The sequence below is a fragment of the Methanococcoides sp. LMO-2 genome, assembly GCF_038432375.1.
Lineage (GTDB): Archaea > Halobacteriota > Methanosarcinia > Methanosarcinales > Methanosarcinaceae > Methanococcoides > Methanococcoides cohabitans.
In genome coordinates, this window is record NZ_JBCAUS010000003.1 from 239,168 (window position 1) to 252,433 (window position 13,266).

Annotated in this window: 10 protein-coding genes and 1 tRNA gene; all 11 read right to left on the bottom strand. The window is 47.2% G+C overall.

Features of this window, described 5'->3' with window-relative positions; genetic code table 11:
- Positions 1 to 70: 70 nt before the first annotated feature.
- Positions 71 to 1,240, bottom strand: a complete 1,170-nt coding sequence (gene rpoA2, locus WOA13_RS06330) for a DNA-directed RNA polymerase subunit A'' (RefSeq protein WP_342127179.1) — start codon at positions 1,238 to 1,240, stop codon at positions 71 to 73.
- Positions 1,240 to 3,885, bottom strand: a complete 2,646-nt coding sequence (locus tag WOA13_RS06335) for a DNA-directed RNA polymerase subunit A' (RefSeq protein ID WP_342127101.1) — start codon at positions 3,883 to 3,885, stop codon at positions 1,240 to 1,242. The genes rpoA2 and WOA13_RS06335 overlap by 1 nt, the downstream gene beginning before the upstream one ends.
- Positions 3,886 to 3,896: 11 nt before the next feature.
- The gene (gene rpoB, locus WOA13_RS06340) at positions 3,897 to 5,711 is read right to left on the bottom strand and encodes a DNA-directed RNA polymerase subunit B (protein ID WP_342127102.1); all 1,815 of its coding nucleotides are present in this window, start codon (positions 5,709 to 5,711) and stop codon (positions 3,897 to 3,899) included.
- A complete protein-coding gene (locus WOA13_RS06345; protein ID WP_048205761.1) occupies positions 5,704 to 7,308 on the bottom strand; it encodes a DNA-directed RNA polymerase subunit B'' in 1,605 nt (534 codons plus the stop codon). The genes rpoB and WOA13_RS06345 overlap by 8 nt, the downstream gene beginning before the upstream one ends.
- A gap of 243 nt (positions 7,309 to 7,551) precedes the next feature.
- Positions 7,552 to 7,788, bottom strand: a complete 237-nt coding sequence (locus tag WOA13_RS06350) for a DNA-directed RNA polymerase subunit H (protein ID WP_342127103.1) — start codon at positions 7,786 to 7,788, stop codon at positions 7,552 to 7,554.
- A 46-nt stretch (positions 7,789 to 7,834) separates the two neighbouring features.
- Positions 7,835 to 7,911, bottom strand: a tRNA-Lys gene (locus WOA13_RS06355).
- 315 nt (positions 7,912 to 8,226) lie between these two features.
- Positions 8,227 to 9,462, bottom strand: a complete 1,236-nt coding sequence (locus WOA13_RS06360; RefSeq protein WP_342127104.1) for an adenosylhomocysteinase — start codon at positions 9,460 to 9,462, stop codon at positions 8,227 to 8,229.
- Positions 9,463 to 9,540: 78 nt separating this feature from the next.
- Positions 9,541 to 10,845 (bottom strand): amidohydrolase family protein, encoded by a 1,305-nt coding sequence (locus WOA13_RS06365; protein ID WP_342127105.1) that lies wholly within the window; start codon positions 10,843 to 10,845, stop codon positions 9,541 to 9,543.
- 21 nt (positions 10,846 to 10,866) lie between these two features.
- On the bottom strand, positions 10,867 to 11,502 hold the full coding sequence (locus WOA13_RS06370; protein ID WP_342127106.1) for an HD domain-containing protein: 636 nt from the start codon (positions 11,500 to 11,502) through the stop codon (positions 10,867 to 10,869).
- A gap of 8 nt (positions 11,503 to 11,510) precedes the next feature.
- On the bottom strand, positions 11,511 to 12,263 hold the full coding sequence (locus WOA13_RS06375; protein ID WP_342127107.1) for a 4-phosphopantoate--beta-alanine ligase: 753 nt from the start codon (positions 12,261 to 12,263) through the stop codon (positions 11,511 to 11,513).
- 17 nt (positions 12,264 to 12,280) lie between these two features.
- A complete protein-coding gene (locus WOA13_RS06380) occupies positions 12,281 to 13,231 on the bottom strand; it encodes a prohibitin family protein (RefSeq protein ID WP_342127108.1) in 951 nt (316 codons plus the stop codon).
- Positions 13,232 to 13,266: the final 35 nt, after the last annotated feature.

A 13,266-nucleotide genomic window follows, 5' to 3' on the forward strand; every position in this document is an offset into this window, starting at 1 on the left:
ACTCATATATTTGTAAATTTGAGATTTGTATTCTAATAACTGATTCCTTATATCTACTTTCTGGTTGTGCTCATTGCTCCCCAAGGTCTTCAAGAGGATTCCTGGCCACCAGATGAACGTCACCGGTACCAAGTTTTATTGGCTGGCCAACAATGATGTTCTCAGTGACACCATTAAGTTCATCCACATCACCGCGCATTCCTGCATCAAGCAGGTGGTTCACAGTAACCTCGAATGCTGCACGGGCAAAGACACTGGCCTTTTCTCCGGAAATACCATGACGACCGATCTGTTTTACTTCACCATCACAGGTCATGATATCTGCCACAAGCATGATGTGACGAATATCAACAGTAAGACCCTGCTCACGCAGAGTGTCACTTGCTTCCTTTATGATGGAATTACGAGCAGCTTCGATGCCGAACACCTCATAGATCTCACCAATGTTGTTGGTGTAGGTTCTTGTGATATCAACACCCTCAACGTTGAGAACTTCCCTGAGCACGGAGCCTTCCGTATAAAGAGTATACTCTTCGCCATCTTTCCTGATAACTACCCTCTTGATACCTTCAATACCTTTGAGAGTAATAGTGTGGATCTTCTTGGCGAGCTGAAGTAATTCCCTGTATGATGGCTCATTTGGCTGGACAATGATCTGATTGCTCACAGCACTTGAGATCTTGACAGCAACTCCAAGCTCATCCTCAAGCTTCTCTGCAATAGAATCTACAGAGATGTCCCTCTGAATGAGCATTTTCTCGTTCAGGTCAACGACAAGGTTCATGTTTGCAAGATCGGTGGTTACATCTGCAAGATGTGCAATGTGAGTTGCTTCGATCTCCCAGGCAACCTTCCTTGCAAGATCCCTGTCAGTTGCATATCCTTCTTCAAGAGCAACGGTCATCATAGGAGTACTTGGTGTTTTCCTGGCATCCACAATCTCGATCAGACGTGGAAGACCAAGCGTAACGTTAATCTCTGCGACACCAGCGTAGTGGAAAGTACGCATGGTCATCTGAGTACCCGGCTCACCAATGGACTGTGCGGATACAACACCCACAGCCTCACATGGTTCGACACAGGCATAGTTATAGTCTGCCATTACACGCTCGATGATCTCTTCGAGCTCTTTCTTGGTAACACCGACCTCCATCACATCTTTCTTGAGGGTCGCAAGTGTGGTCATCGGAAGTGGGAGACCACCTATCATGGAATCAATAGTTGCTTCACTGATGGACATCATGCCACCTCCTTTCCTGTAACAGCCCTGACAACACGATGTATCGCCTCAGGCTTACTGTAATCACTCTTTGTGGAGTCGATACCATCTTCTCCATACTTGAACTGGACAATGACACCTCTGGTCTCACGAACAGATCCGTCATACTGGACCTCAAGATCCTGAAGTGCGTTCACAAGACGCCTCTGCAGGTAACCTGACTGTGAAGTACGTACCGCAGTATCCACAAGACCCTCACGACCTCCTATTGCGTGGAAGAAGTACTCGGTCGGGTTCAATCCGCTCTTGTAACTTGCCTTGACGAAACCGTGCGCATCTGCACCAAGGTCACCCTTGTCAAAGTGAGGCAGTGTCCTGCCGGCATATCCTCTTCTGATACGCTCACCACGAACAGCCTGCTGTCCGACACAGGCAGCCATCTGGGTCAGGTTCAATATAGAACCACGAGCACCAGACCTTGCCATGATAACCGCAGAGTTCTCAAGACCAAGCTGGTTATCTGCGATCCTACCAGTGTCATCCCTGGCCTTACCCAGAGTTTGCATGATCCTCATCTCAATTGTTTCTGCAAGGGTCCTACCGGGCAATGGTTCGAGTTCCTTTGCCTCATATGCCCTGATAAGTGCAGCCACTTCGTCCTCAGCTTCCTTGAGCCTTGCTGCGATCTCGATCTTGGCATCCCTTGGAATATCCTCATCACTGATACCGAAACTAAGTCCGGTCTTCATGACACCCCTGATGGCAAGTCTTGTGAAGTCATCCACAAACTTGGCACCTGCAGTGGTTCCGAATTCCTTGACAACCTTATCAAGGATCTTGCCCTTGAAAGCACCAATGGACTGTTCATCGATAGTACCTTTGAGAAGTTCACCATCTTCAATAACAACATAAGCGTCATGCTCACATTCTCCCTTCTTGCAGGTATCACACTTGTAACATACCTGTGCAGGGAACTCTACGTAAAGTCCCTTAGGAAGGATCTGACTGAAGATCTGCTTACCGTTCCAGTATGGTTCACCATCTTCAAGGTGTCCTGCAGGTTCCGGCAGCTCACGCAACTCGGACTTACGAAGAAGTTCCAGAGCATCGTTCTTACTGATGAAGTTCTCATTCCTTGTAAGAAGGAAAAGACCAGAGATGTGATCGTGGATACCACCAATAATAGGACCACCGAAACGTGGGGACAGGATGTTCTCCTGTACCTGCATGAGGATGCTTGCCTCTGCACGGGACTCCTCTGTCTGAAGAACGTGCATGTTCATCTCATCACCATCAAAATCAGCATTGTATGGAGGACATACTGCCGGATTGAGCTTGAAGGTCTTGCCAGGAAGTACCTTTATACGGTGTGCCATGATACTCATCTTGTGAAGGGAAGGCTGCCTGTTGAACAGAACGATATCCCCATCCTGCATTTGCCTTTCAACGACCCATCCGGGTTCAAGTTTCTCCACAAGTTCCTCATAGTTGAGATCTGTTACCCTGATACGGCGACCGTCATCACGGATGACATAGTTAGCACCCGGATGGACCATCTTTCCACGACGGACATATTCCTTCATCAACTCAAGGTTCCTTGAGATAACCCTCACAGGGACAGTCATATGCTTTGCAATTTCAAAAGGTACACCAACCTCATTGATACTGAGGTTAGGGTCCGGGGAAACTACCGTACGTGCAGAGAAATTCACACGCTTACCGGATAGACTGCCTCTGAAACGTCCTTCCTTACCCTTAAGACGCTGGGTAAGTGTCTTCAGCGGCCTTCCGGACCTGTGCCTTGCAGGTGGTACACCTGAAACTTCGTTGTCGAAATAAGTTGTAACGTGATATTGCAACAGTTCCCACAGGTCCTCAATGATGAGCTGTGGGGCACCAGCATCCCTGTTCTCCTGGAAACGCTGGTTGATACGGATGATATCTACAAGCTTGTGCGTCAGGTCATCTTCACTTCTCTGACCGGACTCAAGTGTAATTGAAGGTCTCACTGTCACCGGTGGGACCGGAAGTACTGTGAGGATCATCCACTCAGGACGTGCAGTGTCAGGGTTCATTCCCATAACACGGATATCATCATCTGAAACGTTCTCGAACCTGTCACGGATCTCAGTAGGAGTCAGCTTGTGACCATCTTCGATGTACTCACTTGGCTTCTCGAACTTGATGTCAAGCTGAGTTTCTCCACAATAAGGACAGACCTTTGACTTTCTTGCCTCCTTAAAGACATCATTGATGACATCATCAGGGAGATGGCCCATGTCCTTGTACTTGGACAGCTGTTCGAGGTAGTCTCTCTTCTTGCCTTCCTCGAGCATCAGAGAGCTGCATTTGCAACATACTGAACGTAAGATCTTACGGATAGTCTTGTTAAAGCCCACGTGGATCACAGGGGCTACAAGTTCAATGTGACCGAAGTGACCGGGACATTCTCCGGCGCGACTTCCACAACTCTTACATTTGAGACCGGGGTCAATAACACCAAGACGCAGGTCCATAAGTCCCATATCGATAGGGTAACCATCGTCATCATAGGTGTCCGCAGTTATGATCGATGTGACACTCATCTTCCTAACTTCACGAGGAGAAATCAAACCGAATTTGATCGCACCGATCCTTTTTGGTATTGAGGGTATCATATTATCCATCTTCATCACCATCAGACTGCATCATCAAGTCTAAGTCTAGGAGCAACTCCCAGAGATTTGATCTCATCAAGGAGCAACTTGAAAGCATAGCTCATTTCCACCGGGTGAATATCTGTTTCCGCACCACAGTTCGAACAATATCTTATATTACGTGTCCGGTCAAAGGTAGCGACCATTCCACAGTGTCCGCAGACAAGCTCGACAACCTTGTCAGATTCATCAAGCAACCTCTCCTTCAGAGTCATTGCAGCACCGTGACCGATCAGTACATCCCTTTCCATTTCACCAAACCTGAGACCTCCTTCACGGGCACGTCCTTCTGTTGGCTGGCGAGTCAATACCTGTACAGGACCTCTTGACCTGGCGTGTATCTTTGATGCAACCATGTGATGCAGCTTCTGATAAAGGATAACACCTACGAAAACATCTGCCTGGATCTTCTTTCCTGTCACACCGTCAGAGAATACCTCCTTACCGGTGTGTGAGAAACCGTGTTTCTTAAGTCCGTCACGGATATCATCCTCAGTCTCACCTGAGAAAGCGGTTGCGTTGATACGGCGTCCCTCAATGGAACCTACCTTACCACCGATCATCTCAAGAACGTGAGCAACGGTCATACGTGAAGGGATCGCGTGTGGATTAATTACAAGGTCAGGAACCATTCCGCCTTCTGTGAATGGCATATCCTGATATGGAACTATCAGACCGATAACTCCTTTCTGACCGTGTCTTGATGCGAACTTGTCGCCTATCTCAGGGATCCTCTGATCCCTTATCTTCACCTTTGCAAGACGGGTACCATTAATGGATTCGGTCAGAATGACAGTGTCCACGATACCTTTCTCGTTGGAACGCATGGTAATTGCACTTTCCCTGCGCTGCTCAACGGTGATACCGAAATCGGACTGCTCTTCAAGGAACCTTGGAGGACTGGTCTTTCCGATAAGTACATCGTTTGGACCTACAATGGTCTCCGGGTTCACAAGACCGTCAATATCGAGGTTTGCATATGCTTCTGCACTGCGGGCACCTCTGAACTCGGAGTCAGGGATCTCGAACTTGTCTTCCTGTCCACCAGGATAACGGCGTTCTTCTCCCTCGAATGTCCTAAGGAAGTGGCTTCTTCCAAGACCCCTCTGGATGGAGCCTTTGTTGAAGACCAGTGCATCTTCAATATTGTGTCCTTCGTAGGACATGACAGCAACAACGAAGTTCTGTCCTGCAGGACGGTCATCAAAGTGAATGGACTCACAGGTGTGAGTACGTGTAAGTGCTTTCTGCGGATAGTGAAGTACGTGTGCACGTGTGTCCGGCCTGAGCTTGATGTTAGAGGTGGAGACACCAATACACTGCTTGATCATCGCTGCACCCATAGTGTTCCTTGGAGATGCGTTGTGCTCAGGATATGGGACCATTCCGGTACAGATACCAAGCATAAGTGAAGGGTCGATCTCAAGGTGGGTGTGATTTGGAGTGAGGTCTTCTTCATAAAGACCAATGAAAGCATTCTCCTCTTCCTCAGCATCCAGATATTCAACATATCCCTGTGCAATAAGTTCAGGGAAAGTAATGTCACCGGAATTCAGTTTTTCGATATGTTCGCCTGTTACCAGAGGAACACCATCCTCAACTACGACCAATGGCCTTCTTGCACGGCCCATGTCTGAGTTTATGATCACTTCATGAATGTCTTCATAAAGGGTCACGTTGAGCTGGGGTGACAACATACCATTGCGGCGCTGCTCTCTGATATCCTTTACGAGCTCTACCGGGTTATTATGTGTTCCGATAAGCTCCCCATCAAGGAATACCTTTGCTTCAGTCATTCAATAACACCTCCGTTTTATCATCACCGATAGGGTCAACGTTCTCATCCATAAGCTCATGATATTCATCCTCTTTAGGAGTCTCAGCCACAGTTTCCTCAGGTGCTATATCAAGTTCTTCTGCATAGATGACATCGGCAGAATAATCAAGTATCTTTTCAGGTACATACAGTTCAACAGGAGCCACACCGATACCATGCAGGATGTTCTTAATGGAATCCACATCTTCTGCACCTGTTGAGAGCTCGACCATCTGGGCAAAGTTCTTCACAAGACCACAGTTAGGACCTTCAGGGGTTTCTGAAGGACAAAGACGACCCCACTGTGTTGGGTGCAGGTCACGGGCCTCGAAGTGAGGCTGTGCTCTTGACAATGGAGAGATAACACGTCTTAAGTGTGAAAGGGTTGAAATGTAGTCTGTACGGTCAAGCAGCTGTGATACACCACTTCTTCCACCTACCCAGTTACCTGTAGCAAGTGGGTGCTGGAGCCTGTCAGTAAGAACATCTGCACGCACAAGGGTTGCCACGTTCAGTTCCCTGTTCCTCATGTTAGCTCTCTCAAGCTGGTATTTTACATCACGTGCAAGACGGTTGAAAGCCACCCTGAACAGGTCCTCCATCAGGTCACCTGTCAGCTTGAGCCTCTTGTTGGAATAGTGATCCTTATCATCGCCGCTCCTCCTGCCAAGTGCAAGTTCGAAGCATGACTCTGCCATCCTTCCAAGGAAGTGTGCTTTTGCGATCCTGTCTGCAGGATCATTTCCAAGGTGTGGGAGCAGGTAGCGGTCAATTACGTAATTTGCACGCTTCATCTGGTATTCCCTTGCCTGGCCTGATGCCACACGGCCACCGATCTTCTCGATAGCATCCTCAATAGTGTGTACCTCAGCTTCCTCAAGGTTCTCGAACATGAACTTCATGATCTCCTGATCGGTGGAGACCACCTTCACGACATCCTCATCGGTCTCAATTCCAAGAGCACGGAGCAATGTGATGAAGTTGATACGTCCGGATATGGATGGGAAAGATACTTCCAGAAGGGACTTCCTGCCTCTTTCTACAACTACCAGTGCCCTGTAACCTCTCCTCTGGGAGAAGACCTTTGCGACCTCGATAGTATCACCATAGCGTTCACCAAACTCTGCAAGGATCTTGTTAGGTGCAAGGTCCTCAAGGGTCATGACAACACGCTCGGTACCATTGACGATGAAATATCCTCCGGGATCGAGTGGATCCTCACCATGCTGGATCATTTCAGAATCATGAATCCCAACCAGATTACAGATATCCGATTTGATCATTACAGGAAGCTGGCCGATCTTGGCCTCCCTTGGTTCCTGTTCCTCACCATTCTGTACAACAGACATCTCCAGGAAAAGGGGAGCTGAATAGGAAAGGTTACGTAACCTGCCCTCGTTCGGATACAATTTTTCAATTGCACCGTCGGCTTCCTTAACTACCGGATTTTCCACCCTTATCCTGCCAAGTTTTACATAGATATCCTCAAGATCGGTCTCGATTATACCCTGCTCATCAATGATCTTCTGGAGACCAGATTTGAGAAACTTGTTGTAAGAGTCAATGTGATGCTGCACAATCTTGTCCTTTGTGAAATAGGCCTCTGATAATATGCTTGTATCTAATGCGATGATAGCACCCTCTTTTAGTTAATTGGATATTTTGGAGTAATAAAGCGATTATAATCATATGATACGGCATCCACCGGAATGGACACAGTACTAACTAGCCCTGCTGCAATGTGATAAAATTTCATAATGCTGCGGCCAAAAAAAGTAGAGAAAGAATAAACGGAATGTCTCAAATTTGAAACCTCGTATTCACTCTATTACATATCTGTAATACAGTGCTTCGCCTGCAGTCTGACTGTTGCGGGTAATCTTAACAACGTCGCCAGGTGCCGCATCAATTTCCTGTGCGATAGGATCTGTTACTTTCAATTTCGGCAACTGCTCCCTCTCAACATTAAAATGTTTCAGGACAGTTCTCAGTTCATCCTCATCCATGATCTCATGATGAGGGATGAATTCGTGGTCAAGCAGGCTGAACGTGTTCAAATTTACTCCTCCTTAAAAACATGCAAGCAAAATCTTCCCGGATTGCTGGCGGGCTCGTAGGGATTTGAACCCTAGACCGTCTGGTTAAAAGCCAGACGCTCTGCCTGACTAAGCTACGAGCCCAGTGTGTTACGTTGTCGGTGCCACATATAACATGCCTCACACGACGGGACTACAAGGGAATGATGATATATAAGCGTTTCTACATGTCAGCCTTTGAAACTTATACACAGGACTAAGAGGCACTTAACATATAAAAAATATAGTATTGTAAAGACAAACAGAATAAATACAGTTCAATAGGTATATATAATATAATTTATCACTTTTACAAAGTTACAGGTTTGAATATAGAAGAAAAAATCCCGGACCTTCTTTTGAACATAAAAAACAATCCTCCCCAGAGTTAACTTCTAACTAAAAAGATATGCAGGACAATTATGTCCCGCACTCCCAGCCTTCCATATATTCGGTCTGGTGGGATTCAAGTTCATCAATTTCTATGCCCATTGATTTGAGCTTCAGTTCAGCAACATACATATCAAGGTCACGAGGTACCGGATGTACTCCTGCCTCAAGCTTGTTCTCTGCGATGTGCTTAACACATAATGCCTGGTTTGCAAAGCTCATGTCCATGACCTCTGCAGGGTGTCCGTCACCTGCTGCAAGGTTAACAAGCCTTCCATCAGCAAGAACGTTGATCTTCCTGCCACCGACATTGTACTCCTTGATGTTGTTCCTGACGATCTTGATCGTATCTGCCATTGCAGTGAGCTCTTCAAGGTTGATCTCCACATTGAAGTGACCGGAGTTTGCAAGGATCGTACCGTCCTTCATGACCTCAAAGTGTTTCCTGGTAAGGACATCAACGTTACCAGTGGTTGTCACGAATATGTCACCATACTTTGCAGCTTCTGTCATTGCCATTACACGGTGGCCGTCCATACGTGCCTCAAGTGCCCTTATAGCATCGACCTCTGTCACGATCACATCAGCACCGAGTCCTGATGCGCGCATTGCTGCGCCTCTTCCACACCAGCCATACCCGCCGATAACGACGGTCTTTCCTGCAACAAGCAGATTGGTGGTCCTCATGATACCATCCCAGGAGGACTGGCCGGTCCCATAGCGGTTATCGAAAAGGAACTTGGTCATTGCATCATTGACAGCAATTACAGGCATCTTAAGAGCACCGTCCTTGTCCATTGCCTTGAGCCTGTGGATACCGGTTGTGGTCTCTTCACAGCCACCAAGGATCTCAGGGATCATGTCCTGGCGTTCTGTGTGAAGCTTGAAGATAAGGTCTGCACCATCATCAATGGTTATGTCAGGCTTCATATCAAGCACTTTGTCAATAGCCTCATAATATTCATCGCCGCAGCAATCATATTTAGCATAGCATTCGATGTTATCCCTTGTATTAAGGGCAGCTGAAACGTCATCCTGTGTGCTCAGTGGATTACAGCCGGTAATAGCTACCTCTGCACCACCAATTGCAAGGGTCTCAACAAGAGCAGCGGTCTTTGCCTCAACGTGAAGCGCCATTGCGACCTTATGCCCTTTAAGAGGCTGATCGCGCTCAAAGTTCTCCCTGATGATAGACAGCACGGGCATGTGGTTGCGTACCCAGCCGATCTTCATATCACCGGATTCTATCAATTCTTTTTCACTCATATTTGGATCTCCAACTTAAAGCGTAATATATAGTAACATACTGTATAACGTAATCAATTCAATAGATGAACAGCCATATTATTTCTTCGCATCCACACGGGATATCAGTTCAGCTGCTGCATCACGGGCCTCATCGATGACCTTCTGCTCATCCATGCAAACGACCCTGTAATCATCCATAAGCACCTTACCATTCACAATCGTGGTCCTCACATCACTGCTTCCTGCAGAGTAAACAAGGTGTGAAGGAACATCATACAATGGATTGAGATGTGCTTTGTTCATGTCAACAATAATGACATCTGCATTATAGCCTTTCCTTATCATTCCACTATTAATATCAAGCGCCTTTGCACCATTAACGGTGCCCATCTCAAGCACCTGCCTTGCAGGAAGTGCCATCGGATCCATTGTATCAACCTTCTGTAACAGGGCTGCCGCTTTCATTTCCTCGAACATGCCAAGATTGTTGTTGGAAGCACAGCCATCAGTACCAAGACAGACATTAGCTCCACGGTCAAGCAATTTTGTTACAGGAGCAATGCCTGATGCAAGCTTCATGTTGCTTACAGGATTGTGAGAAATGTTCACATTGTTGTTGCGCAGAATATCCATGTCACCATCGGATAGCCAGATACAATGTGCAGCAAGCACATCGGGACCAAAGAAATCAATGCTGTCCAGCATGTTCACAGAACACATGCCATATTGCTCTTTCATCTGGTTCAGCTCGGCCTCGGTCTCAAGCACATGGATGTGGATCTTCGCATTGTCCTCCGTAGCCTGCTCCCTGACCTTCATGAGGAACTCCTTTGAACAGGTGTTCGGAGCATGCGGACCATACATAGCAGAGATCCTGCCATCTGCCTTACCGTTCCACTCATTAACGAAGGACTTGCCTTCCTTGAGTTCCCTCTTGCCTTTCTCCTCGTCCCACAGTTCGATCATACCATAGGAAAGGGCAGCTCTAAGGCCTGAGGACTCGACAACTTTACCGACCTCATCCATGAAGAAGTACATGTCTGCAAATGCAATGGTACCGCTCTTGATCATTTCAAGACATGCAAGACGAGTACCTGCATAGACATCTGATGCTGTCAGTTCTGCCTCTGCAGGCCAGATATGATTCTCAAGCCAGTCCGAGAGAGCAAGGTCATCTGCATATCCCCTGAAAAGGGTCATTCCCGCATGAGTGTGGGTGTTAATAAAACCGGGCATCACAACACTGCCCTGTGCATCAATTACAATGTCAGCCGCCTCTTCTGTCTTCTCGCAAACATCTGTGATCCTGCCATCCTCAATAACAACAACACCATTCCTGATGTTGTCCACGGACGGGTCCATTGTAAGAATATAACCGTTCTTTATTATGATATCAGCCATTTTGATCCCTTATACCTGTGATCAGAAGGAGGTCTCTTCCTCCAGCGCATCAAGATATTGATGCATTATCTTAAGTCTGTCCTCTGCGATCTTCTTTGCCGCGCCAGTATTTAAGCGCTCCATTATTTTAAAAGGTTTCATTTCCATGTATTCGGCAAAACCATCCAGAGGATCTTCTGCATACGCGTTCCTTGAAGATGCCTTCTCCACACCACTGGAATGTTTAAGACACCTCAATGCACCCATGGACATGACAGCCCTGAAAATACCGATAGCACCAAGAGCATCGATACGATCTGCATCCTGCAGAATCTCACCCTCAAGAGACTCAGCTTTATGCCCGCGACTGAACCTGTGAGTTCGTATGCACGAAACAATATGATCAACTGAAGAAGCATCAACCCCTTCATTTAAAAGAAAATCGCGGGCGATCTCCGCACTATATACGGAGTGATCCCCACCTTCGCGGTGCTCCCTGACAACGCCAACATCATGAAGCAGGGCAGCAAGACGGATCACCTGAAGATCACCGCCTTCTTCCGCCTGTATTTTCATGCATGTGGATTCCACACGCTCGATGTGTGACATCTCATGAGAACTGGGTTCGTCGGCGAGAACACCCGCAACGAATTCCCTGGTTCTTTCTATAAGGCCCATGAGATACCTCACAGACCTGAAAGTTCTTCAAGTTTTCTTATCATCTGCCGAACTGCATCGGAAAGAGTATGAGAGTTGTCATACCCTTCAACGAGTTTACGCAGTTCAGCTTCTTCAAGCCCTTTCATCTCATGAGAAAGGGCTATCATATTTTCTAAAGTTCGGATCACGTTGTCCACGATGGTCACCGTAGCTGTACGTGACGTACGTGATAGGGGGTTCAGGTCGATGGTAATGACCATCTTTCCCATATCAACAAGTGCCTGACACCTGTCGCCGTCCTCGAGGGGAACAAGTACAACATCCGCATTGTATATCCCGTCACTATCCACAATAGCCCTGCTGTGTTGCAGGTCAAGGCGTGCATCAGCATTGCTGCCAAGAACCTCCAATGCACCATTGGTTTTCAGATGTTCGATTATCCGGTTAACACGCTCTTCGGTCCTGTGGAACAGGTTAACCTCAAGAGGAGCACCTGTAGCCTCAGACAATCTTACAAGGGAATCCGGAACTAGAGCTGCTGCATTGCCATTTACAGACAATACAGGGTGCTCTGCAAGAAGCAACATGGCAACAGCCACTTTCTCTGCCATAAAAGCAGAGGCAGTTGTCTGCTCGCCGATCAGGTAGTCGAAGCATTCGCCCCGACCCTGTGCGACCAGACCCTGCTGACTTGTTATTCCCAGTTCTACGCCTTCAACTATCTTCTCCCGCGTCATAAGGGACGCATACCTTGGATGATCTTTCGGGATCTCGCTCATATTATATACCGCACTTATCAGTTAGTAGCATCCAGGATAATTCCCTGATCAGCAGGAACTATCAATGTCTGGACCTCCTGTCCTTCTAGCATCTGGATATACTTATAGTTGATAAGTTTAGGGTTCTTTGCAAGTTCCACGTTTATCAGACGCAAGGCCTCAGCCTCTCCGGTTGCACGTACAATGGTCGCATTAGCAGCACCATTGGCCTCAATGATCTTCCTTTCAGCCTCAAGCTGTTCTTTCTGCTTTACAAAGACCATTCTCTGGGCTTCCTGATCTGCCTGAAGCTTGGACTCGATAGCATCAGCCACCTTTTCCGGCAACCTGACGTTCCTGAGAAGGACCTCTTCGACGATTATACCATCCTCAAGGAGAGCAGCTTCCATTTCCTCACGCATCTCGGTTGCAACCAGTTCCCTTTGTTCACCATAGACTTCCATAGCAGTGTTCCTGGAAACAACTTCCCTGATCACTGATTTTATCGTAGGCCTGATGATCTTTTCCGCATATCCCGTACCGAGGTTCTTGTGAACCACACTTGCATCCTCTGAAACAAGCCTGTACCTTACACTGATATCAAGACCAAGGGTCAATCCTTCGTTCGTCAATGCATTGATCTGGTCATCACCTACAACTTCACCTTCGGAAGTTCTTGCACTCATGGTATAGACCTCACTTCTTACGGAATACTTGGTCACAGACACCCATGGAGGTACAATATGCAGACCTTCACCAAGCTCATCGTCCTGAACACCACCAAACTGGCTGAACTTTACACCCACCTCACCGGCACCGATCGAAACGAAGATCGACCCGAATACCACTGAAAAAATGATCAATATCGCCAGAACAATAGCGGCACCTCGAAGAATTACCCCTGCCATTGGAGGTATCTTGATCTCAGGTATAGGCGGTCTCCTTTCATCATCGGAATCTTTGATGTCCCAATCATCTTCCATTACCATAATATTTTACTCCTTTTTATGATGTAATAAACTGA